This is a genomic window from Colwellia sp. 75C3 (genome assembly GCF_002836255.1).
Taxonomy (GTDB): Bacteria; Pseudomonadota; Gammaproteobacteria; order Enterobacterales; family Alteromonadaceae; genus Colwellia.
Map to the genome: position 1 here is coordinate 327,369 of NZ_PJAU01000054.1, position 21,571 is coordinate 348,939.

A 21,571-nucleotide genomic window follows, 5' to 3' on the forward strand; every position below is an offset into this window, starting at 1 on the left:
TTAACTTCTTAATGATGAAAATCTTCCTAGTCCCTTGATCTGTCTCATATTTGAGACACCACTAAAAATAAATTTGTTTGCTCGTTTAAGCAACATTAGTATACACTGTGACAACATTGTTACCATACATTATCACAACTAAGTTACAAATATTACATCTTAAAGGAGGCTGTATGGAGATGTCACTCCTATGCATTACTAACAATAAAACACTATTCAAAAAGCACACGAGCGGTTCATTTTCAAAGAAATTTTATACTGCTTTTTATAGTATTCTTTGTACTTTATTGTGTATTACGCAAGCAAATTCATCCAGCTTAGAGCAAGCAAAACGACTTCATGACCGTATCACCGGTGTTCCACCATCAGTGATCACCCTTATCGAGATGAGTAATTTAATTGACCAAGGTAAAGTTACCGAAGCCGCTTATGCGGCCATGCAATCACCTGAATTTTATACAACGACTTTAAAGGTCTTTGCTAGCCCTTGGACCAATAAAGACCAAGACATTTTTTTCCCGCTAAATGATTACAGTGCTACCATCATTGGTGCTGTTCGCGATGACCTAGACTTCAGACAAATATTACAAGGTGATATTACCTATGTAGGAAATAGTGACCTTAATTTAACTCCTTACAGCAAGCTGAATAACACGCATTACCAAGAATTAGAAAGTAACTTTATTAATTTGGCCGACGGTTTAGTGCAAGTTACCCAATCAAGTTTGAATGGTTTTCCCAGTGAAGCCACGGCAGGTATTTTAACTTCAAGAGCCGCTGCTAAAGCTTTTTTCTATCTAGGTACCAACAGAGCAATGTTACGTTTTACTTTGATGAATCACCTATGTACCGATTTAGAACCATTAAAAGATAATACACTGCCACCCGATAGGATCCGCCAAGATGTAAGTCGCAGCCCTGGTGGAGATAGTCGCTTATTTATTAATAACTGCTCAGGTTGCCACACAGGCATGGATCCGCTAGCACAAGCATTTGCTTATTATGATTACCAGTTTGACGCAGAAACTGATCCACAAGCAGATAACGGTGAAATTAGTTACAACCAATCGGTGAATATTGATGCGGTTACCGGCACACGAGTAAAAGCCAAATATCATAACAATGCCACCAGCTTTCCTTTTGGCTTTGTCACTCGAAATGACGATTGGCAAAATTACTGGCGTGAAGGCATTAATCAAAAACTCGGTTGGGATAGTGCTCTTGCGGGTAAAGGCACAGGTATGAAGTCTTTAGGAGAAGAGTTAGCAAACAGTGAAGCTTTTGCACAATGCCAAGTTAAAAAGGTATTTAAAGCCGTTTGTTTACGGGATGCTGAAAACTCCGCTGATTTAACACAAATAAAATCAACCACAACATCTTTTCAACAACATTCATATCAACTAAAGCAAGTATTTGCTGAAGTTGGTGCCTATTGCATGGGAGAATAATGATGGTTTTCCCTTCACTATTTAACAGCTTTAAAACGTTGCTCGTCGTTAACCTATTTTTATTAGTCAGTGCTTGTGGTGACTCTACCGTAGAAGAAAAACCACCAATAGTTCCGGATAACAGTAACACTGAATATACCGGTCCGGCACCGACAACCGAAGATATTCAAAAATATAAAACCTCACTCTGGGATAACATTTCTGCGACAGACCGTTGTGGTTCATGTCATACCGAAGGTAATCAAGCACCCTATTTTGCCAGTCGAGAAAACGTTAACGATGCTTATGCAGCAACCAATCCTCTCGTTAGCTTAAGTAAACCAGAAGAATCACGCTTGGTACAAAAAGTTGCCGGTGGACATAACTGCTGGCTCGACAGCGATCAAGCTTGTGGCGAAACGATGCAACAATGGGTCAAACTTTGGGCCGATGATCGAGTAAGCACAGCCAATGCTATTGTATTAAAGCCACCGGTTATTAAAGAGCCAGGAACCAGTAAAAATTTCCCGAGTGAAAATACCTTATTCAGTACCCATGTCTATCCTATCGTCAGCCTGTATTGCGTAGATTGTCATAATGAATCGTCTAGTACAGCGCAGTCACCCTTTTTTGCCAGTAATAATATTGATAAAGCCTATGAAGCTGCTAGACAAGTTATTAACTTAGAAGAGCCCAATAAATCGCGCTTAGTCATTCGTTTAAGCAATGAATTTCATAATTGCTGGAGTGATTGTCAAACGAATAGCACTGAGATGCAAGCTGGCATTCAAGCGCTAAGTGATGAGATTACTGTTGACGTTATAGCACCTGAGATGGTGGTATCGAAATCACTCTTATTAACTGATGGTCTTGTCGCCTCGAGTGGTGGTCGATTTGAATCTGACATTATTGCGTTATATCAATTTAAAACCGGCAATGGTAATACCGCCTATGATACTTCAGGTATTTCCCCAGCAGCGAACTTAACACTAACCGGTAACGTAGAATGGCTTGGTAGTTGGGGATTATCTTTTACTAACGGTAAGGCTCAAGCAAGTACCGCCAACAGCAAGAAAATACATGACTTAATAACATCCACCAATGAATTCGCCATTGAAGCTTGGATCACGCCAAATAATGTAGTGCAAGAAGGTCCAGCTAGAATAATCAGCTACTCTGCAGGGGATAATGATAGAAACTTTACTTTAGGGCAAAGCCAATATAATTATGATTTTATGCTGCAAACAGCGAGTAGTAGCAGTAATGGTGAGCCAGCATTAAGTACACCAGATGATGATGAAGTATTGCAAGCGACATTACAGCATGTAGTACTTACCTATTCAGCTACCGATGGTCGTCGAATTTATGTAAACGGCAAACTAATTGAGGTTGTTGATGAAGCGATATCACCATTAGCATCGTGGGATGATAGTTTTGCGTTAATTCTAGGTAGGGAAGCTTCAAATAATCACGTATGGCAGGGTAATATACGTTTGTTAGCCATTTATAACCGCACGTTATCGCAAGAGCAAATTTCGCAAAATTATGATGTCGGCGTAGGTGAGAAATTTTTCTTATTATTTTCAATAAGTGATTTAGTCGATTTAGCAAATACTTATATTTTATTTGAAGTTAGCCAGTATGACAATTACAGCTATTTATTCACCAACCCAAGTTTGGTCAACCTTGACGGTAACTCCCTTCCCAAAACTACAGCCCTGAGTAAAATGCGTATTGGTGTTAATGGTAAAGAAAGTGCTCAAGGTCAAGCCTATGCTAATCTCAATCAAAGTTTTACTACTGACGATGTTATTACAGAGCCTGTAGGCCTTTCACCTTTGGGCACGATTATAGCGCTAGAAAAAGGGGCTAATAATGACGAGTTTTTCTTAACTTTTGAGCAATTGGGTGAACATAGCAATGTGGTTTTACCGGCAACATTTATCGCACCGGATGACACATTTATTGATAATGATAGTGCTAGAATTGGTCTGCGAAACTTCGCACAAATTCATGGCAGTATGAGTGTATTAACAGGTGTTAATAAAGACTCTACTAACGTTGCTACAACCTACCAGCTTGTTAAACAACAATTACCAACGTTAACCAATATAGAAACCTTTATCTCTGCACAGCAAATGGGCATCACACAACTAGCAATAGCCTACTGTGATACAGCCCTTGAAAATGAAAACTTACGCATGGCTTGGTTTCCCGATGTCAATTTCAGTAATACACCAGACATTGCTTTGGACAGAACAGGCAGAGCAAACCTGCTTAACCCGCTACTAGATCAGTTAATGCCCTCAACACTTGGCACTCAACCTGATAAGGCAACGGTATATTCTGAACTTGATAACCTTATTAGCAGACTCGCTGTTTGCGGCAGTAGTTGTGACACTAATCGAACTAAAAACATTGCCAAAGCAAGCTGTGCAGCTGTATTAGGCAGTGCTGTAATGCTTGTTCAATAGTCTTCTCGTCATAAATACTCAGTAGGAAAATTGTTTACTAAGTAAAAAAGAGTGACTGATAAGCAGAAAAGTTATGGAGCATAGGGAATCACATGAAAAAAACTAAACACTTACATCCAGATAGTCCTTTATTATTTGGCGATCACAAAAAACCAATGACTCGTCGAGACTTTATCTCTGCTGGCCTTAAGACAGGTGGTCATGCAGTTGCTGGATTATCACTCTATAGTCTTTTAGCAAACCCAAACAAAGCTAATGCTGCACTTTCAAGTGATATGGAAGCGTTAAGAGACAGTTGCGGCATCAGTGCACAAGGTGCAGGGAAAATACCCTTCATCAGTTTCGACCTAGCTGGCGGTGCTAATATTTCAGGATCTAATGTTTTAGTCGGTGGCCTAGGTGGTCAGCAAGATTTTCTCTCAACCGCAGGTTACAGTAAATTGGGGATACCTGGTGATATGGCACCTAACATTGCTAACCCTGACACTATGCTATCAGACTTTATTAATACCGATTTAGGATTAGCTTTTCATTCCGACTCCGCTTTTTTACGGGGCATATTAGAAAAAGTATCACCTGAAACAGCAGCCAATATAAATGGCGCGGTTATTCCAAGCCGTTCTGACAATGATACCTCTAATAATCCACATAACCCTATGTATGCAATTGCAGCCGCTGGTGCAAATGGCTCATTAATGCCACTTATCGGCTCTCGTAATACCGATTCTGGCGGTAACTCCATGGCTCCAGCGAGCTTTATCGATTTAAGCAAACGCCCTACTAAAATTGATCGCCCAAGCGATGTTACTGGCTTAGTTGATGTTGGCGATTTGTTTGAAATTTTCAATAAAGATGATGCTGTAGCAGTGATGGAAAGCATACAACGTGTTAGTGCTCAAAAAATGACACAGGTAAATAGCCAAGTTACCCGTGATGATGTGATTAAAGATATGGTTAATTGTGGCTATGTTAAAAGTGCAGATCTTACCGATCGCTTTGGCGATCCTTCAACGTTAGATCCAAGTTCTGATTTGGATATTGTTGGCGATGGAGCAATATTCACTAACGATGAATATAATAATGAAAACGAATTTCAAAAGACCGCCTCTATCATGAAGTTAGTTGTTAATGGTTTTTCTGGTGCGGGAACGATTACTATGGGCGGCTTTGATTATCATACCGGCGATCGAAGCACAGGAGAATTACGCGACTTACGTGCAGGACGTTGTATGGGCGCTTGTTTAGAGTATGCTGCACGACGTAACCAACCTCTGATGATGTATGTCTTCAGTGATGGCTCTGTGGCAAGTAACGGACAAATAGATGAATCAGCCGATGGTCGTGGTAAAGGACAGTGGACCGGCGATAATTCATCAACAGGTGCATCATTTTTCTTAGTGTATAACCCAACCGGCAAACCGCAATTAATGGGGGCTACCGCTGAACAAAATGCTATACAGCAACAAATAGGTTTTATGAGACCAGATGCGTCTGTTGAAACAGCTTCAGCTCCATCGGCAAACAATGTCAATCTACTGGTACAAACCGTGCTATTAAATTATATGGCGCTGCATGGCCAACAAGGTCAGTTTTCAACGCTAGTACCTGGCCAAGGCCTTGGCAATATTACGATGTTAGACTCACTTACCGCTTTTCAACCTATTATAACCGCTTAAGACCTTAATACCGCGGGATTAAAATCCCGCCTACAACATAATTTTCCGTAGGCGGGAATTAATTCGCGCATCTTTTAAACGGGAATTTATTCGCGCATATTTTAAACGAGAATTTATTCCCCATTATTACCGCTTAAAACCTTAATACCGCGGGATTAAAATCCCGCCTACAACATAATTTTCCGTAGGCGGGAATTTATTCGCGCATCTTTTAAACGAGAATTTATTCGCGCATCTTTTAACCGGGAATTTATTCGCGCATCTTTTAAACGAGAATTTGTTCGCGCATCTTTTAACCGATAATTTATTCGCGCTATAAATATTTTACTGCTGCAACCCCTTAGAGAAGTGTAAACGTTGTTCATTATCGATAATAATGGCTTCATATTCAGATAGTTTGTTAATTATATTCATACCTTCTTTAAGGCCCTTAACAAAGATAGTAGTCGATAAAGCATCAACAACCGTAGCATCTTTACCAATAACGGAGACACTGACAACTTTTCGCGCTGAGTCCCCCGTTTTTGGGTTAATGATATGATGATAACGTTTACCATCCTCAATGAAGTAACGCTCATAATCCCCAGAGGTAGAGATTGCTTCATCAGTTAGCGGAATATGTACTGCATTCTTTTCTTCCGCCCTTGGATGCTTGATACCTACTAACCAAGGTCTACCATTACGGTCGCCTAATAAGGCAGTATCACCACCGGCACTCATTAGTGCATAATTAACTCCTGCAGATTTCAGAATACTAATACAGCGTTTTATCGCATAACCTTTAGCTATGCCACCCAAGTCTATTTTAACCGCGCTGTTAGCAAACTTAACTGTGTTATTTGTTTCATCTAAAGTAACAGCTTGGTAATTTATCGCCGCTAACGCATTAGTAATAGCTGATTGCGCAGGTCGTATATTTTCTCGATAATCGTATTGATAACCTATAGAAGCATAGGTTATATCAAAAGCACCTTCACTCATCACCGAGATATCATGGGCTGTAGCTAATAAAGTTATCAGTTCTTGTGAAACACCAACCTTTCTATTACCTGCCTCGCGATTAAGCAGACTCAGTTCGCTACTTGCAATATAAGGACTCATCGACTTATCTAATCGATCCATTTCCGCCATAACTGCACTAATTAATTTTTGTGCATGACTAGCCGAAGCGTTTTCTTCATCCAGCCAAAATTCAATATGTGCACGTGTACCCATAGTATTAAAAGTATGCTGGTACCATTTAGCACAAGACTGAAAAGGTAGAAAAAGAACTGCAAAAGCTATAACAGGAATGAGGTATTTCAAAGAGTTATACCCTCTTAATTAAGTTTTGGGGTTGTTGTGCATAGAAAAACACATCAAGGCAAGGCGCTCGATTGAGCAATAGCTAGCTATTGGGTTTAGAGCAACGCTGACATGGAGTATTATAATCTGCACAAGTGAGTTATAAATCGCTCATCCAATCTAACTGTTTGTTTGCTTGGGTTTTACGATCAATTAAGTCACGTATAAGAGGTGTTAAAATTAACTCCATCGCTAAACCCATTTTACCACCAGGTACGACAAGGGTATTAATTCGTGACATAAAAGAGCCATCGATCATACGTAGGTAATATTGAAAATCTACATTTTTAACTTCTCGAAAGCGAATCACCACAAAACTTTCATCTAAGCTAGGAATGGCCTTAGCACTAAATGGGTTTGAAGTATCTACTGTAGGTACACGCTGAAAGTTGATATGAGTACGTGAGAACTGTGGTGTGATGAAAGAGATATAATCTTCCATACTTCTGACAATACTTGCGGTTACGGCTTCTCGAGAATGACCTCGCTTATTGGTATCCCGGATAATCTTTTGAATCCACTCTAAATTAACAATGGGTACCATACCAATGAGCAAATCAACATGCTTAGCGACATCATTGTCAGGGGTTACTACGCCGCCGTGAAGTCCCTCGTAATATAACAAGTCGGTACCTTCACCGAAGTCTTCCCATGGAGTAAAAGTGCCCGGCATTTGATTGTATGGAACCGCTTCATCAAACGTATGTAAATAACGCCTGATCTGTCCTTTACCTGTTTCGCTATAGTCACGGAATTGTTTTTCCAATGCGGTGAAGTCATTAGCAAGATCACCAAAATAGCTGATGTTGTTACCAACTTCTTTAGCCTTTCGCTTTTCCATATCCATTTCTTGACGTGAAAATCGGTGAAAGCTATCACCTTCTACATTAACAGAGGTTATACCAAGCGTTCTAAAGATATGCTCAAATGAAGCAGTCGTTGTAGAGGTACCAGCCCCGGATGAACCGGTGACTGCTATTATAGGATTTCGTGACGACATAAATGCTCAAAAGGTAAACTAAAGTACAATAGATATTTTATACGGTGAATTAACGTTTAGGTCAAGGAGAAAGCGACAAGTTTGCAGATGAAGGCTGCATAGTCACTATATTCACCAATAATACCAAGTACATTAATTAATTGACCACTTAGCGAGAATTAAAAGGCTTAGAGGCAAGGCATTGATTGAAGATAATGGTTATTCAGGAGAATGTGCTCCTGCATTCTCTAAGAAGCTACATCCATGTAGCGTCCTTCTCAAAATTAATAACGCCGCATATAAGCCTTATAAACTCGCCCTTTGGGAGTTTATTAGCAAACTAATAACTGCTCAAAATTAAAGAAATATAGAATAACTATGTTTAAGTAATTTTGCTTGTTCTAAGCTCGCTAATACAACTCTAAGCTGATCAATTTATTAGTGTAATTGGTATAATATCTTTATCAAATTTCAGGCAATAAAAAACCGAGCCTAAGCTCGGTTTTTTAATTGAAGAATAAACTTTCGTTTATGCTTCAGCTACTTCTTCAATCACTTCAGGAGCATCTTCTACTACTGGGCGATCTACAAGTTCAATGTAAGCCATAGGAGCTTTATCACCAGTACGGAAACCACATTTTAAAATGCGAGTATATCCACCTGGACGTTCTTGGTAACGAGCACCAAGTTCGTTGAATAAAATACCTACTACTTCTTTGTCTTGTGTACGTGCAAATACCAAACGGCGATTTGCAACACTATCGATCTTAGCCAATGTAATTAATGGCTCTACTACCATACGTAGTTCTTTAGCTTTAGCAACGGTAGTTTTAATAACTCCGTGCTTAACTAATGAGCTAGCCATATTGCGGAACATCGCTTGACGATGACTGCTATTACGGTTTAACTGGCGACCGCTTTGACGATGACGCATAAGTTAATCCTTCTCTCTAACTGTTAAAAAAATGATGATCGAACTAGTCGTTGTCAACAATGCTTTCAGGTGGCCAGTTTTCTAGGCGCATGCCTAGAGACAAACCACGAGACGCTAACACGTCTTTGATTTCTGTTAGAGACTTCTTACCTAAATTAGGCGTTTTAAGAAGCTCAACTTCAGCACGTTGTACTAAGTCACCTATGTATTGAATTGCTTCTGCTTTTAAACAGTTAGCTGAACGAACAGTTAATTCTAGATCATCAACAGGACGAAGCAAGATTGGGTCGAACAATGGTTTTTCTTCCACTTGCTCTACTTCTTTGATATCACGAAGTTCAACAAACGCATCAAGCTGTTCAGCAAGAATAGTTGAAGCACGACGGATAGCTTCTTCCGGATCCAATGTACCATTGGTTTCCATATCTAAAACTAATTTGTCTAAATCTGTACGTTGTTCAACACGTGCAGAATCAACATCATAAGCAATTCTAACTACTGGGCTGAATGAAGCATCAACCAACAAACGACCAATAGCTCGATCTTCTTCCTCGGCATCACGGCGCGCTGAAGCAGGAACGTAACCACGTCCCATTTCAATTTTAATGCGCATGCTGATAGAACCTTCACCTGTTAAGGTACAGATAACATGGTCTGGGTTTGCAATAGTTACATCACCATCATGTTGTATATCAGCTGCCGTTACAGGGCCTTCACCAGACTTAGTTAAGGTAAGAACGGCTTCATTCTTGCCTTCTAGTATAACTGCAAGCCCTTTAAGGTTTAACAATATTTCGATGATGTCCTCTTGAACACCTTCTTTACTACTGTACTCATGTAAAACACCGTCAATCTCTACTTCAGTTACGGCACAACCCGGCATTGAAGATAAAAGAATGCGGCGTAACGCATTACCTAAAGTGTGACCAAAACCACGTTCTAGTGGCTCTAAAGTTACCTTCGCACGTCGAGCGCTAAGGGTTTCAATGCCAACTAAGCGTGGTCTAAGGAATTCGGTTACAGAACCCTGCATATATGTCCTCTCTTAAAGTGCAACTTTACTATTTAGAGTAAAGTTCAACAATCAACTGTTCATTAATTTCGGCAGATAAGTCAGCACGATCTGGAACACGTTTGAAAACGCCTTCAAGCTTCTTAGTATCTACTTCAACCCAAAGTGGTTTCTCACGTTGATCAGCTAATTCTAAAGCAGCGATAATACGCGCTTGAGTTTTAGACTTCTCACGAACAGAAACAGTATCTTCAGCTTTAACAGTGAAAGATGGAATATTAACTACAACGCCATTTACCACGATAGCCTTATGGCTAACTAATTGACGGGCTTCAGCACGAGTGCTTGCATAACCCATACGGTAAACTACGTTATCTAAACGAGTCTCTAAAAGCTGTAACAAGTTTTCACCTGTGTTGCCTTTTTGACGTGCCGCTTCTTTGTAGTAATTACTGAATTGTTTTTCAAGCACGCCAAAAATACGACGAACTTTCTGTTTTTCACGAAGTTGAACACCGTAATCAGACAAACGACCGCGACGGGCGCCGTGTTGACCTGGTATTGTTTCGATTTTACATTTAGTGTCAATTGCTCTAACACCGCTTTTTAGGAACAAATCTGTTCCTTCGCGACGACTAAGCTTTAACTTAGGACCTAAATATCTAGCCATTTTCTTTCTCCAACTATCCTAAAAAGAGCGATTAAACGCGACGTTTCTTAGGAGGACGACAACCATTATGAGGAATAGGTGTAACGTCAGTAATGTTGGTGATTTTAAAACCAGCAGCATTTAAGGCACGGATAGCAGATTCACGACCTGGACCTGGACCTTTAACGAAAACTTCAATATTCTTCAAGCCAAACTCTTTTGCAACAGCGCCAGCGCGGTCTGCAGCTACTTGCGCAGCGAAAGGGGTAGATTTACGTGAACCACGGAAACCTGAACCACCTGCAGTCGCCCAAGATAAAGCATTACCTTGACGGTCTGTAAGAGTCACGATTGTGTTGTTGAAAGAAGCATGGATATGAGCCATGCCATCAGCAACTTGTTTTTTTACGCGTTTACGCGTACGAACTGGTGTTTTAGCCATTGTCTAGTTCCTCTTACTTCTTAATTGGCTTACGAGGACCTTTACGGGTACGCGCATTTGTTTTAGTGCGTTGACCACGTAGAGGAAGACTGCGACGATGGCGAATGCCACGGTAACAACCTAAATCCATAAGACGTTTAATGTTCATTGAAACTTCACGGCGCAAATCACCTTCTACGGTAAACTTGTCCACTTCAGCACGTAGCAAATCAATTTTTGCTTCGTCTAATTCACTGATCTTCGTTGATTCAGCAATACCAGTAGCTGCACAAATTGCTTTCGCACGTGTAGCTCCGATACCGTAAATCGCAGTAATGGCGATTACTGCATGCTTACGATCAGGGATGTTAATGCCAGCGATACGGGCCACTAATCACATCTCCTATTTTATAATTAAAATTACTTTGGTTGGAAAGCCCGTTAGGATACCCAACCATTCTCTTTTTCTGCAAATCAAAGCGGCATTATACAGACTAATCCACATAATGCCACTTTTAAAAGATTATAGATTAAAAGCTAAGCTTAACCTTGTCTTTGTTTGTGCTTAGGTTCAACACAAAGAACGCGAATTACGCCTTTACGCTTTACCACTTTACAATTACGACAAATCTTTTTTACGGATGCACGTACTTTCATTTTATACTCCGTTAACTAAATCAGCTCGGTCTAACGACCGTAGCCTTTTAAGTTCGCTTTTTTAAGTACATTGTCATATTGATGAGACATCATATGCGTTTGTACTTGTGCCATAAAGTCCATAATCACAACCACGATAATCAATAAAGATGTCCCGCCGAAATAGAACTGTACGTCCCATGCCATGATCATAAACTGTGGAACCAAACAGACAAAGGTAATATACGCTGCACCCGCTAGGGTTAAACGTGTCATGACTTTATCTATATATTTGGATGTTTGTTCACCCGGACGAATCCCTGGAATGAATGCACCTGACTTTTTCAAGTTATCTGCTGTTTCACGCGGATTGAAAACAAGAGCCGTGTAAAAGAAACAGAAAAATATAATTGCTGCCGCTAACATCATTACATATAAAGGTTGTCCTGGAGACATAGCTCCTGAAACACCTTGTAAGAAATCAGCAACCGGGCCATCTCCTTGACCAAACCAGCTCGCAAGCGTGCCTGGAAACAAGATTAGACTTGAGGCAAAGATAGGCGGTATAACACCGGCCATATTCACTTTCAAAGGTAAATGTGTACTTTGTGCAGCAAACACCTTGCGGCCCTGCTGACGTTTAGCGTAATTAACAACAATACGTCGTTGACCACGTTCCACAAATACTACTAAGAAAGTTACTGCAAATACCACAACGCCGATTAGCAATAATACTAATAAGTGTATTTCACCTTGACGCGCCATTTCAGCTGTTTGACCAACCGCGGATGGCATGCCAGCAACAATACCAGCAAAAATGATAATCGAAATACCATTACCAATACCACGTTCAGTAATTTGCTCACCTAACCACATTAAAAACATGGTACCCGTGATTAAACTAATGACTGCGGTGAAATAGAAACCAAAGCCTGCATTTACAACAAGCCCTTGCATCATATCCGGTAAACTTCTGGCAATCGCTATCGATTGTACTGTTGCTAGAACTAAAGTGCCGTAGCGTGTGTATTGACTGATTTTACGACGTCCAGCTTCACCTTCTTTCTTAAGCTCTGCCATTGCGGGATGAACCACAGTAAGCAATTGCATAATAATCGAAGCTGAGATGTACGGCATAATACCAAGTGCCAATACTGAGGCTCGCTCAAGTGCACCACCGGAGAACATGTTAAACATCTCTACAATGGTGCCCTTTTGTTGTTCAAAGAACTGAGCTAATACAGCGGCGTCAATACCAGGGATTGGCACAAAAGACCCTAAACGAAGCACTACTAATGCAACGAATACGAACCATAATCTTTGTTTTAGCTCAGACAAACCGCCTGCGCCTTTACTACCTTGTGAAGTAGCCGTTCCTGGTGTAGCCATTGTGTATTATTCCTCTATTTTGCCACCAGCAGCTTCAATAGCTGCTTGTGCGCCTTTAGTAACCGAAATTCCACGTAAAGTAATTGGACGAGTAATTTCGCCCGATAACATAACTTTAACAGCTACGATATTACGTGTAATTAGGCCAGCGTCTTTAAGTGCGTGAATATCAACAACATCACCAGTAATTAGGTTTAATTCGTGTAAACGAACTTCAGCGCGAACTAAAGATTTACGTGAAGTAAAACCAAATTTAGGTAAACGTTGTTTCAATGGCATCTGACCACCTTCAAAACCTGGACGTACACTACCGCCAGAACGAGACTTCTGACCTTTATGACCACGACCACCAGTTTTACCGATGCCTGAACCAATACCACGACCACAGCGTTTTCTAGCTTTGTGAGATCCCGGTGCAGGGGATAAAGTATTTAAATGCATAATTAATCCTCTACCTTAACCATATAGTAAACCTTGTTAATCATACCACGTACAGATGGAGTATCTTCTAACTCAACTGTATGATTGATACGACGTAGACCAAGGCCTCTTAATGTAGCTCTATGCTTCGGTAAACGACCGATAGAACTTTTTAGTTGAGTTACTTTAACTGTTTTAGACATTCTCAATTACCCCAAAATTTCTGCAACGGTTTTGCCACGTTTAGCTGCAACGCCATTTGGTGAATGCATATTCACTAAAGCTGAAACAGTAGCGCGAACTACGTTGATTGGGTTAGTAGAACCGTATGCTTTAGACAATACGTTCTGAACGCCTGCAACTTCAAGTACTGCACGCATAGCGCCACCGGCGATGATGCCTGTACCGTCTGATGCTGGTTTCATGAAGACTTTAGAACCAGAATGTTTGCCAGTAATAACATGTTGAAGAGTAGTACCCTTCAAGTCAATTGTTACTATGTTACGGTGCGCTTTTTCCATTGCTTTTTGGATTGCAGCAGGCACTTCACGTGCTTTACCGTAGCCAAAACCAACACGTCCGTTACCATCACCAACTACTGTTAGTGCAGTAAAACTGAAAATACGACCACCTTTAACCACTTTTGAAACGCGGTTAACTGCGATTAGCTTTTCAGCCATATCACTTTGCTGTGAGTTTTCTTGATTATGATTAGCCATTATCAACCCCTAGAATTGAAGACCAGCTTCACGAGCTGCTTCTGCTAACGCTTTTACGCGACCGTGGTAAAGGAAACCAGAGCGATCAAAAGCTATCTTAGTGATACCTTTTGCTACAGCACGTTCAGCGATTGCTTTACCTACTGCAGTTGCTGCTGCAACATTACCTGTTTTTTCAATCTCAGCACTTAACTCTTTTTCTAAAGTAGATGCAGATGCAATTACTTCAGATCCAGTAGGAGCGATCAATTGAGCGTAAATGTGACGAGGAGTACGGAATACAACTAAACGATTCGCACCCAACTCGCTAATTTTTGCACGAGCGCGTTTAGCGCGGCGCAAACGAGATGTTCTCTTATCCATAGTGTTACCCTACTTCTTCTTAGCTTCTTTACGACGAACGTATTCATCAACATAACGAACACCTTTACCTTTATAAGGCTCAGGTTTACGGTATGCACGAATGTTCGCAGCGGTTTGGCCAACTAAATGCTTATCACAACCTTTCAGAGTGATTTCAGTCTGGCTAGGAGTTTCACAAGTAATTCCTTCAGGAATTGCATGTTTAATTGGGTGTGAGAAACCTAAAGATAAGTCTAAAGACTTGCCTGCAGATTTAGCACGGTAACCAACACCTTGTAAAACTAATTTCTTTTCGAAACCTTTACTAACACCTTCAACCATATTATTGATTAAAGCACGTGTAGTACCGGCTTGAGCCCAAGCGCCTTTAACATCAGCAACGATATTAGTAATGATGTTGTTTTCTTCTTGAGAAACAACAACGTCACTATGGATCGTGCGAGATAATTCGCCTACTGGACCTTTAACTGTAATGTCTTGACCTGATAACGTAATGGTAACGCCAGCAGGAACAACGACAGGTGCTTTTGCAACACGAGACATATTATTCTCCTTACTCTACGAAACCAAGAACTTCACCGCCAATACCCGCATTGCGAGCGGCGCGATCAGTCATCAAACCTTTAGAAGTCGAAATGATCGCAATACCCATACCTGCAAGAACTTTAGGAAGTTCATCACAGCTTTTGTATATACGAAGACCAGGACGTGATACACGTTTGATCTTTTCGATTACTTCTTTACCTTCAAAATACTTTAAAGTTACAGCAAGTTCAGGTTTAACTTCGCCTGTTACTGAAAACTCTGAAATATAACCTTCTTCTTTAAGTAAAGTAGCAATTGCAACTTTAACTTTTGAAGATGGCATTAATACTGCAACTTTTGCTGCAGTTTGACCGTTGCGGATGCGTGTAAACATGTCCGCGATAGGATCAGTCATCATAACCATTTACTCCCGTGAATTACCAACTAGCTTTCTTCAGACCTGGAACTTCACCGCGCATCATAGTTTCGCGTAATTTAATACGGCTCAAACCAAATTTGCGTAAGTATCCATGTGGACGTCCAGTAATGTTACAACGGTTACGTTGACGACTACTGCTCGAATCACGAGGTAAACTTTGAAGTTTCAATACAGCTTCCCAGCGAGCTTCTTCAGAAGATTCTGCGCTTGAAATGATTGCTTTTAATGCAGCACGCTTTTCAGCATATTGTGCTACTAACTTGGTTCTTTTAGCTTCACGAGCTTTCATTGACGTTTTAGCCATAACTCTACACCTTCTTCTTGAACGGGAATTCAAAGGCGGACAATAGTGCTAGTCCTTCTTCGTTATCTTTCGCGCTAGTAGTAATAGTGATATCTAATCCGCGAATCTTATCGATTTTATCGTATTCGATTTCAGGGAAGATGATTTGCTCACGAACGCCCATGCTGTAGTTACCACGACCATCGAATGACTTAGGATTTAAGCCACGGAAGTCACGGATACGAGGAATAGAGATCGAAATTAAACGCTCTAAAAATTCCCACATACGTTCGCCGCGTAGAGTTACTTTCGTACCAATAGGGTAGCCTTCACGAATTTTGAAGCCCGCAACTGATTTGCGTGCCACTGTCGTGATCGGCTTTTGCCCTGAGATTGCAGTAAGATCATTTGTGGCGTGTTCTAAAACTTTTTTATCAGAAATAGCTTCACCAACACCCATATTAAGGGTGATCTTTTCAATCCGAGGGACTTGCATGACACTTTTATAACCAAATTGCTTTTGCAATTCAGCTACAACTGTATCTTTATATAAATCATGCAGTTTCGCCATCGTTTACTCCAATTAAATTAATTCGTTATTAGATTTGAAAAAACGTACTTTTTTGCCGTCTTCAATTCTAAAACCAACACGATCTGCTTTACCCGTTGCCGAGTTAAGTATCGCTACGTTGGAAACTTGTAAAGGTGCTTCTTTCTCAACAATCCCACCAGGCTGCTGTAACTGAGGTACAGGCTTAGTGTGTTTCTTGATTAGGTTAATACCTTCTACGAATACTTTGCCGTCTTCAACAAGAACTTTGGTAACTTTACCAGTTTTGCCCTTGTCTTTACCTGCAAGTATAATTACTTCATCATCACGACGAATTTTAGATGCCATTATCGTGACTCCTTATAGTACTTCTGGTGCTAATAATACGATCTTCATAAATTTTTCATTACGAAGTTCACGTGTCACAGGCCCGAAAATACGAGTACCAATTGGTTGTAAGTTAGCATTTAACATTACAGCCGCGTTTTCATCGAAACGGATAGCAGAACCATCTGTACGACGAACACCTTTCTTAGTGCGCACCACTACCGCAGTGTGAACATCACCTTTTTTTACTTTACCGCGAGGACTTGCTTCCTTTACGGCAACTTTGATGATATCACCAATGCGTGCATAGCGACGGTGCGAGCCACCAAGAACCTTTATACATTGAACACGCTTAGCGCCACTGTTATCAGCAACATTCAGCTGTGATTGCATTTGGATCATTGATTTTGCTCCATTGTTATCTTTTTTCTAAATCTTGCAAAATACAAGATAAACAATAAGATAATATAAAATTTAAGGCCAAAAATCGACCCGTCACTGCCTTTTGAAAGACTCCCATTTCGGTTAGAATTTAGACATTACTTAAACAATGTTTAAACATTACTTAGGCATTAACGTCACAACTCAAACTTAACGGGCGCGAGATTATAACACCACTAATCTAAAAGAGATAGTTTAATTAGCTAAAAAATAAACAGTGCCCTGCTCGACTAGATTGTTAAAGTAAAAGTAACGGGGCCATCATTAATCAACGCAACCTGCATATCAGCACCAAACTCCCCTGTCGGTATTTCAAAACCTTTGTCGCGTAATTGACTAACAAAATACTGATAGAGGTGATTACTAAACTCTGGTTTTGCCGCCGATGTAAAGCTGGGGCGCATACCACTTGAAGTATCTGCAGCTAAGGTAAATTGTGAAATAACTAAGAGTTCGCCGCCTGCTTGTTTAACATTTAAGTTCATCTTGTCATTATCATCATTAAAAAGTCGATAACCTGCGACACGCTCAGCTAAGCGCTTTGCCTTTTGTTCTGTATCTAATGGCTCAATAGCAAGGAAAACTAATAAGCCTTTTTCAATTTGGCCAATGATTGTTCCGTCAACCGTGACACTTGCTTGGCTGACACGTTGCATTAAAGCGATCATAATATTTTCTCATCGTTGTCTTGTGGCTTACTGCCCTCTTTCGGTTTTTGCTCTTTCAACATTGCATGCTCTTGTAACGACACTGTTATTAAGGCACCGGTAAGCACAATAAGCCAAGAAACATAAACCCATAAAAATATAATAGGAATTGCGGCCAGTGCGCCATAGATGACTTGGTATGAAGGAAAAGCGGTTATATAGAGTGCAAACGCTTTTTTAGCGAGCTCGAATAAAACACCGGCAACAATAGCACCCGATAAAGCAAATTTAAAAGGTACCGCTTTATTGGGTACTGCTATATAAAGGATGATGAAAGCGATAATAGAAGAAAGCAGCGGCAATAAGCGTAAAAAGATATCAAATAGTCCTAATACATCATACTCATCAACTGCGACAAGAGAAACCATATAAGAAGATAACGCAATACTTGCGCCGACTAATATCGGACCAAGCGTTAAGACCATCCAATACATAGCAAACGACGTAATACTTCGGCGTTTATCTGTTACTCGCCAAATTTTATTAAAGGTAGTATCAATAGATGAAATTAACAGAAGAGCCGCGACAAACAAAAACGATATCGCGACCGCCGACATTTTAGAGGCATTATCAACAAAGCCAGTTAAATATTGCTGAAGCACATCGCCTGCTGACGGTACGAAATTTTGATAAACAAATTGTTCTATATGCTCCTGTAATTCAGCAAAAAGAGGAAATGCTGTCATTACCGAAAACATGACAACAATCAAAGGTACTAAAGACATTAAGCAAACATAAGATAAATAGCCTGCTACCACTTGTATTTGTTCACGTTTAACTCGGCGAATAAAATAAAATAACAACCCTTTATGTTCTTGCCAATATTTACTAATTAATGTTTCTTTGAATAAACTCATATTTGTTAACAATTTACTGATTTCGCTAAGATAGCGCATATATTAAGATAGGCCACATTAATAAGCTAGCTTATGCTGGTGTTCATAAAATAATTTAGGAGTGACTGATGGCTAGTCGAGGTTCTGCGGGCAATGTAATTGCCGCTATATGTAACGTATTTTTCCCAGGGTTAGGGCAATTAGTACAAGGTAGGTTAATGGCTGCATTAATTTTTGCTATTGTCTGTGTCGGGGGCTATGCACTTTGGTGGATGGTTATTCCAGCAATTATTGCTGGAATATTTCATTTGTGGTCAATTATAGATGCTGCGACTTATCAAGAGAATGGTTAGTGTGTCTCAATGTTAACCAAAGCGAGGGGCTGCAATAAAACTAACCTTGGCACTTTCTGCCGCTTGCTCCTCTTCATCATAAAGATTAATTTGCGCTAGCAAAGCTGAAAGTTGCTGGATCTGTTTAGGGTTCGCTTTACCTTGACTAAATATCTGACTAAGCTCTTGAAGTTTTTTCAATTGTGATGGAGACATAATGCAATTCCTTTTGATTTGAAAAACAGCGGTAAGTTACTTGCTGCTTGATGTCCCTAAGCGTAGTTACAAAATACCTCCCTTGCTTTTATATTTTTTCGTAAGAAGTAACAAAATATTAATAACATTCTTGTTATTTTGTTTTTTAAATAAGTAAACAATGACTTACTAGTAGAGGAACAAAGATATTGTTGCTACAACGGACAACAATTGCAGATATGTCTTACAAACTATATTTGCCATTTATATACCATTTTCTGACTATTATTTTTATCACTAATACCAATTCCGATAAGTTTCGGATCTTGTTGTACGACGTAAAAATATTTCAGGGCAAGGCGCTTGATTGACCAATAGCTGGCTATTGGGATTGAAAGCAACGCCGTCATGGAGAATTTTAGCCAGTACAAGTGGTCAATAACTTAATGGAATTGGTATAAATAATAGTCACAAAAAAGCCCCTATCACTTTCGCAATAAGGGCTTTTTAAATATTAACTCACAAAAGTGAGTTAGTAATTATTTAACACCACGACCTTCGCGTTTACGATCATTCTCTTTCAAGAATTTTTTACGTATACGAATGCTTTCTGGTGTTACTTCTACCAATTCATCGTTATCGATAAATTCTAATGCTTGCTCTAAAGACATAACAATAGGTGGCGTAAGTGTTTGTGCTTCATCAGTACCTGATGAACGAACGTTAGTTAACTGCTTACCTTTAAGAGCGTTTACAGTTAAATCGTTATCACGGCTATGAATACCAATTACTTGACCTTCATAAATATCAACACCATGTCCGATCAACATACGACCACGAGATTGTAAGTTAAAGATAGCGTTTGTTAATGCTTTACCAGTAGCATTACCAATCATTACGCCATTTTTACGTTGGCCAATTTCGCCACCCTTGTGAGGTCCGTATTCGAAGAATGTATGGTAAATCAAACCAGAACCTGACGTTAATGTCATGAATTCAGTTTGGAAACCGATTAAACCACGGCTAGGCATGATGAAATCCATACGGATACGACCAGTACCATCTGGTGCCATATCAGTTAATTCAGCTTTACGAATGCCCATCTTTTCCATGATAGGACCTTGATGTTGTTCTTCAACATCAATAGTTACGTTTTCATAAGGTTCTTGTAACTGACCATCTATTTCACGAATGATAACTTCTGGACGTGATACAGCTAATTCAAAACCTTCACGACGCATGTTTTCAATTAAGATGCCTAAGTGAAGCTCGCCACGACCTGATACTTTAAATTTATCAGCATCTGCAAGTTGTTCAACACGTAAAGCAACGTTATGAATCAATTCTTTCTCTAAACGGTCTTTGATGTTACGTGAAGTAACATACTTACCTTCTTTACCACAAAATGGTGAAGTGTTTACTTGGAAAGTCATGTTGATAGTAGGTTCATCAACAGATAGTGCCGGTAAACCTTCCACTTCTGTTGGACAACAAACCGTATCAGAAATCTTTAATTCGCCTAAACCAGTAAGTGCAATAATGTCGCCAGCAAAACCTTCAGCGATATCAAGACGTTCTAGGCCTAAGTAACCAAATACTTTACCAACTTTAGCGTTATGAACGCCGCCGTTTGCTAATTGTATAGTTACTTGTTGGTTCGGCTTAACAGAACCACGGGTAATACGACCAACGCCAATTACACCTAAGTACGAGTTGTAATCAAGCTGAGAGATTTGCATTTGGAATGCACCCTCTGGATCAGCGATTGGCTGTGGAACTTCTTTAAGAATAGTATCAAATAAAGGAGTCATGTCAGTGCCAACAACGCCTTCTTCTAACGAAGCCCAACCATTGATTGCTGAAGCGTAAACAACTTTAAAGTCAAGCTGTTCATCTGTCGCGCCAAGGTTATCAAACAATTCAAAAACTTGGTCCATAACCCAATCAGGACGAGAACCAGGCTTATCAACTTTGTTAATTACAACAATTGGCTTTAAGCCTTGAGCAAACGCTTTTTTCGTTACGAAACGCGTTTGTGGCATAGGGCCTTCTTGTGCATCAACAATAAGTAAAACTGAATCTACCATTGACATTACACGCTCAACTTCACCACCAAAATCAGCATGGCCAGGAGTATCTACGATGTTTACACGGTAGCCGTTCCAGTTAACAGCCGTGTTTTTAGCTAAGATTGTGATACCACGTTCTTTTTCGATATCATTCGAATCCATTGTACGTTCTTCTAGACCGCCACGCGTATCTAGAGTACCAGACTGCTCTAATAATTTATCAACTAAAGTGGTTTTTCCGTGGTCAACGTGGGCAATGATTGCCACGTTTCTTAATTTATCTAACACAGGCTTTACTCGCTGTTACTATCGTTTATTGCTACCTTAGGTAGATCAACAATAGGGCTATAATTGGGCGCGCATTATACGGCTATTTAGCCTAAAAAGAAAACAATATATCCAAAATCTGCATTTATTTATCTTA

General features: G+C 40.0%; 27 protein-coding genes. 4 read left to right on the forward strand and 23 right to left on the reverse strand.

The features are described 5' to 3' along the window. The first annotated feature begins 173 nt into the window (after positions 1-173). From CXF85_RS13980 to CXF85_RS13990, 3 genes are all read left to right on the forward strand, one after another. The gene (locus CXF85_RS13980; protein WP_232771201.1) at positions 174-1,448 is read left to right on the forward strand and encodes a hypothetical protein; all 1,275 of its coding nucleotides are present in this window, start codon (positions 174-176) and stop codon (positions 1,446-1,448) included. Beyond that, positions 1,448-3,901, forward strand: a complete 2,454-nt coding sequence (locus CXF85_RS13985) for a LamG domain-containing protein (protein ID WP_232771202.1) — start codon at positions 1,448-1,450, stop codon at positions 3,899-3,901. The genes CXF85_RS13980 and CXF85_RS13985 overlap by 1 nt, the downstream gene beginning before the upstream one ends. Before the next feature lie 92 nt (positions 3,902-3,993). After that, complete coding sequence (locus CXF85_RS13990) at positions 3,994-5,577, forward strand: general secretion pathway protein GspF (protein WP_101229268.1); 1,584 nt, start codon at positions 3,994-3,996, stop codon at positions 5,575-5,577. 324 nt (positions 5,578-5,901) lie between these two features. Here the strand turns inward: CXF85_RS13990 and CXF85_RS13995 are convergent, their stop codons facing one another. The 21 genes from CXF85_RS13995 to CXF85_RS14095 all read right to left on the reverse strand — a co-directional run bounded on the left by CXF85_RS13995 (position 5,902) and on the right by CXF85_RS14095 (position 18,572). Continuing rightward, the gene (locus CXF85_RS13995) at positions 5,902-6,882 is read right to left on the reverse strand and encodes an FAD:protein FMN transferase (protein WP_232771203.1); all 981 of its coding nucleotides are present in this window, start codon (positions 6,880-6,882) and stop codon (positions 5,902-5,904) included. Positions 6,883-7,021: 139 nt separating this feature from the next. Then, positions 7,022-7,921 (reverse strand): phosphoribulokinase, encoded by a 900-nt coding sequence (locus CXF85_RS14000; protein ID WP_101229270.1) that lies wholly within the window; start codon positions 7,919-7,921, stop codon positions 7,022-7,024. Positions 7,922-8,429: 508 nt separating this feature from the next. Continuing rightward, the gene (gene rplQ, locus CXF85_RS14005) at positions 8,430-8,834 is read right to left on the reverse strand and encodes a 50S ribosomal protein L17 (protein ID WP_101229271.1); all 405 of its coding nucleotides are present in this window, start codon (positions 8,832-8,834) and stop codon (positions 8,430-8,432) included. A gap of 43 nt (positions 8,835-8,877) precedes the next feature. Then, positions 8,878-9,867 carry a DNA-directed RNA polymerase subunit alpha gene (locus tag CXF85_RS14010; protein ID WP_101229272.1) on the reverse strand — a complete coding sequence of 330 codons (990 nt, stop codon included), beginning with the start codon at positions 9,865-9,867 and terminating at the stop codon, positions 8,878-8,880. A gap of 28 nt (positions 9,868-9,895) precedes the next feature. Continuing rightward, on the reverse strand, positions 9,896-10,516 hold the full coding sequence (gene rpsD, locus CXF85_RS14015) for a 30S ribosomal protein S4 (RefSeq protein ID WP_011041475.1): 621 nt from the start codon (positions 10,514-10,516) through the stop codon (positions 9,896-9,898). A gap of 31 nt (positions 10,517-10,547) precedes the next feature. Then, positions 10,548-10,937, reverse strand: coding sequence for a 30S ribosomal protein S11 (rpsK, locus tag CXF85_RS14020; protein WP_011041474.1), 390 nt, complete (start codon positions 10,935-10,937; stop codon positions 10,548-10,550). A gap of 13 nt (positions 10,938-10,950) precedes the next feature. Continuing rightward, complete coding sequence (rpsM, locus tag CXF85_RS14025) at positions 10,951-11,307, reverse strand: 30S ribosomal protein S13 (protein WP_011041473.1); 357 nt, start codon at positions 11,305-11,307, stop codon at positions 10,951-10,953. Between the two features lie 152 nt (positions 11,308-11,459). Then, positions 11,460-11,573 carry a 50S ribosomal protein L36 gene (gene rpmJ, locus CXF85_RS14030; RefSeq protein ID WP_011041472.1) on the reverse strand — a complete coding sequence of 38 codons (114 nt, stop codon included), beginning with the start codon at positions 11,571-11,573 and terminating at the stop codon, positions 11,460-11,462. A gap of 30 nt (positions 11,574-11,603) precedes the next feature. Next, positions 11,604-12,941, reverse strand: a complete 1,338-nt coding sequence (secY, locus tag CXF85_RS14035) for a preprotein translocase subunit SecY (RefSeq protein ID WP_101229273.1) — start codon at positions 12,939-12,941, stop codon at positions 11,604-11,606. 6 nt (positions 12,942-12,947) lie between these two features. Continuing rightward, the gene (gene rplO, locus CXF85_RS14040) at positions 12,948-13,382 is read right to left on the reverse strand and encodes a 50S ribosomal protein L15 (protein WP_101229274.1); all 435 of its coding nucleotides are present in this window, start codon (positions 13,380-13,382) and stop codon (positions 12,948-12,950) included. A gap of 2 nt (positions 13,383-13,384) precedes the next feature. After that, positions 13,385-13,564, reverse strand: coding sequence for a 50S ribosomal protein L30 (gene rpmD, locus CXF85_RS14045; RefSeq protein WP_033094751.1), 180 nt, complete (start codon positions 13,562-13,564; stop codon positions 13,385-13,387). A gap of 6 nt (positions 13,565-13,570) precedes the next feature. After that, entirely contained in the window at positions 13,571-14,080 is a 510-nt protein-coding gene (gene rpsE / locus CXF85_RS14050) for a 30S ribosomal protein S5 (RefSeq protein WP_101229275.1), read from the reverse strand. A gap of 9 nt (positions 14,081-14,089) precedes the next feature. Then, positions 14,090-14,443: a 50S ribosomal protein L18 gene (gene rplR, locus CXF85_RS14055; protein ID WP_101229276.1), complete on the reverse strand. Its 354-nt coding sequence runs from the start codon at positions 14,441-14,443 to the stop codon at positions 14,090-14,092. 9 nt (positions 14,444-14,452) lie between these two features. Beyond that, the gene (gene rplF / locus CXF85_RS14060) at positions 14,453-14,986 is read right to left on the reverse strand and encodes a 50S ribosomal protein L6 (protein WP_101229277.1); all 534 of its coding nucleotides are present in this window, start codon (positions 14,984-14,986) and stop codon (positions 14,453-14,455) included. Between the two features lie 10 nt (positions 14,987-14,996). Next, positions 14,997-15,386, reverse strand: coding sequence for a 30S ribosomal protein S8 (rpsH, locus tag CXF85_RS14065; RefSeq protein ID WP_101229310.1), 390 nt, complete (start codon positions 15,384-15,386; stop codon positions 14,997-14,999). Between the two features lie 19 nt (positions 15,387-15,405). After that, the gene (rpsN, locus tag CXF85_RS14070) at positions 15,406-15,711 is read right to left on the reverse strand and encodes a 30S ribosomal protein S14 (protein ID WP_101229278.1); all 306 of its coding nucleotides are present in this window, start codon (positions 15,709-15,711) and stop codon (positions 15,406-15,408) included. A 4-nt stretch (positions 15,712-15,715) separates the two neighbouring features. After that, positions 15,716-16,261 carry a 50S ribosomal protein L5 gene (rplE, locus tag CXF85_RS14075; protein WP_101229279.1) on the reverse strand — a complete coding sequence of 182 codons (546 nt, stop codon included), beginning with the start codon at positions 16,259-16,261 and terminating at the stop codon, positions 15,716-15,718. A gap of 12 nt (positions 16,262-16,273) precedes the next feature. Further along, positions 16,274-16,588: a 50S ribosomal protein L24 gene (gene rplX, locus CXF85_RS14080; protein ID WP_101229280.1), complete on the reverse strand. Its 315-nt coding sequence runs from the start codon at positions 16,586-16,588 to the stop codon at positions 16,274-16,276. Between the two features lie 12 nt (positions 16,589-16,600). Continuing rightward, the gene (gene rplN, locus CXF85_RS14085; protein ID WP_101229281.1) at positions 16,601-16,969 is read right to left on the reverse strand and encodes a 50S ribosomal protein L14; all 369 of its coding nucleotides are present in this window, start codon (positions 16,967-16,969) and stop codon (positions 16,601-16,603) included. Positions 16,970-17,238: 269 nt separating this feature from the next. Next, positions 17,239-17,676: a D-aminoacyl-tRNA deacylase gene (gene dtd / locus CXF85_RS14090; RefSeq protein ID WP_101229282.1), complete on the reverse strand. Its 438-nt coding sequence runs from the start codon at positions 17,674-17,676 to the stop codon at positions 17,239-17,241. After that, the gene (locus CXF85_RS14095) at positions 17,673-18,572 is read right to left on the reverse strand and encodes a virulence factor BrkB family protein (protein ID WP_232771204.1); all 900 of its coding nucleotides are present in this window, start codon (positions 18,570-18,572) and stop codon (positions 17,673-17,675) included. The genes dtd and CXF85_RS14095 overlap by 4 nt, the downstream gene beginning before the upstream one ends. A gap of 107 nt (positions 18,573-18,679) precedes the next feature. Here CXF85_RS14095 and CXF85_RS14100 point away from each other — a divergent pair, with 107 nt between their 5' ends. Next, positions 18,680-18,904 (forward strand): hypothetical protein, encoded by a 225-nt coding sequence (locus CXF85_RS14100; protein WP_101229283.1) that lies wholly within the window; start codon positions 18,680-18,682, stop codon positions 18,902-18,904. A gap of 12 nt (positions 18,905-18,916) precedes the next feature. Here CXF85_RS14100 and CXF85_RS14105 read toward each other — a convergent pair whose 3' ends face one another. Both CXF85_RS14105 and typA read right to left on the reverse strand, forming a co-directional pair. Continuing rightward, complete coding sequence (locus CXF85_RS14105) at positions 18,917-19,099, reverse strand: hypothetical protein (protein ID WP_101229284.1); 183 nt, start codon at positions 19,097-19,099, stop codon at positions 18,917-18,919. A 518-nt stretch (positions 19,100-19,617) separates the two neighbouring features. Beyond that, positions 19,618-21,435, reverse strand: coding sequence for a translational GTPase TypA (typA, locus tag CXF85_RS14110; RefSeq protein WP_101229285.1), 1,818 nt, complete (start codon positions 21,433-21,435; stop codon positions 19,618-19,620). Positions 21,436-21,571 lie beyond the last annotated feature (136 nt).

Bases quoted from the DNA above. Each gene is read 5' to 3' on its own strand.
- rplO (WP_101229274.1), bottom strand. From the start codon at position 13,382: ATGCATTTAAATACTTTATCCCCTGCACCGGGATCTCACAAAGCTAGA.
- rplQ (WP_101229271.1), bottom strand. From the start codon at position 8,834: ATGCGTCATCGTCAAAGCGGTCGCCAGTTAAACCGTAATAGCAGTCAT.
- CXF85_RS13985 (WP_232771202.1), top strand. From the start codon at position 1,448: ATGATGGTTTTCCCTTCACTATTTAACAGCTTTAAAACGTTGCTCGTC.
- CXF85_RS14095 (WP_232771204.1), bottom strand. From the start codon at position 18,572: ATGAGTTTATTCAAAGAAACATTAATTAGTAAATATTGGCAAGAACAT.
- rplR (WP_101229276.1), bottom strand. From the start codon at position 14,443: ATGGATAAGAGAACATCTCGTTTGCGCCGCGCTAAACGCGCTCGTGCA.
- rpsD (WP_011041475.1), bottom strand. From the start codon at position 10,516: ATGGCTAGATATTTAGGTCCTAAGTTAAAGCTTAGTCGTCGCGAAGGA.
- CXF85_RS14010 (WP_101229272.1), bottom strand. From the start codon at position 9,867: ATGCAGGGTTCTGTAACCGAATTCCTTAGACCACGCTTAGTTGGCATT.
- CXF85_RS14100 (WP_101229283.1), top strand. From the start codon at position 18,680: ATGGCTAGTCGAGGTTCTGCGGGCAATGTAATTGCCGCTATATGTAAC.
- CXF85_RS14000 (WP_101229270.1), bottom strand. From the start codon at position 7,921: ATGTCGTCACGAAATCCTATAATAGCAGTCACCGGTTCATCCGGGGCT.
- dtd (WP_101229282.1), bottom strand. From the start codon at position 17,676: ATGATCGCTTTAATGCAACGTGTCAGCCAAGCAAGTGTCACGGTTGAC.
- rplN (WP_101229281.1), bottom strand. From the start codon at position 16,969: ATGATCCAAATGCAATCACAGCTGAATGTTGCTGATAACAGTGGCGCT.
- rpmJ (WP_011041472.1), bottom strand. From the start codon at position 11,573: ATGAAAGTACGTGCATCCGTAAAAAAGATTTGTCGTAATTGTAAAGTG.
- CXF85_RS13980 (WP_232771201.1), top strand. From the start codon at position 174: ATGGAGATGTCACTCCTATGCATTACTAACAATAAAACACTATTCAAA.
- rpsE (WP_101229275.1), bottom strand. From the start codon at position 14,080: ATGGCTAATCATAATCAAGAAAACTCACAGCAAAGTGATATGGCTGAA.
- rplX (WP_101229280.1), bottom strand. From the start codon at position 16,588: ATGGCATCTAAAATTCGTCGTGATGATGAAGTAATTATACTTGCAGGT.
- secY (WP_101229273.1), bottom strand. From the start codon at position 12,941: ATGGCTACACCAGGAACGGCTACTTCACAAGGTAGTAAAGGCGCAGGC.
- rpmD (WP_033094751.1), bottom strand. From the start codon at position 13,564: ATGTCTAAAACAGTTAAAGTAACTCAACTAAAAAGTTCTATCGGTCGT.
- rpsN (WP_101229278.1), bottom strand. From the start codon at position 15,711: ATGGCTAAAACGTCAATGAAAGCTCGTGAAGCTAAAAGAACCAAGTTA.
- rplF (WP_101229277.1), bottom strand. From the start codon at position 14,986: ATGTCTCGTGTTGCAAAAGCACCTGTCGTTGTTCCTGCTGGCGTTACC.
- rpsH (WP_101229310.1), bottom strand. From the start codon at position 15,386: ATGATGACTGATCCTATCGCGGACATGTTTACACGCATCCGCAACGGT.
- rpsK (WP_011041474.1), bottom strand. From the start codon at position 10,937: ATGGCTAAAACACCAGTTCGTACGCGTAAACGCGTAAAAAAACAAGTT.
- CXF85_RS14105 (WP_101229284.1), bottom strand. From the start codon at position 19,099: ATGTCTCCATCACAATTGAAAAAACTTCAAGAGCTTAGTCAGATATTT.
- CXF85_RS13990 (WP_101229268.1), top strand. From the start codon at position 3,994: ATGAAAAAAACTAAACACTTACATCCAGATAGTCCTTTATTATTTGGC.
- rplE (WP_101229279.1), bottom strand. From the start codon at position 16,261: ATGGCGAAACTGCATGATTTATATAAAGATACAGTTGTAGCTGAATTG.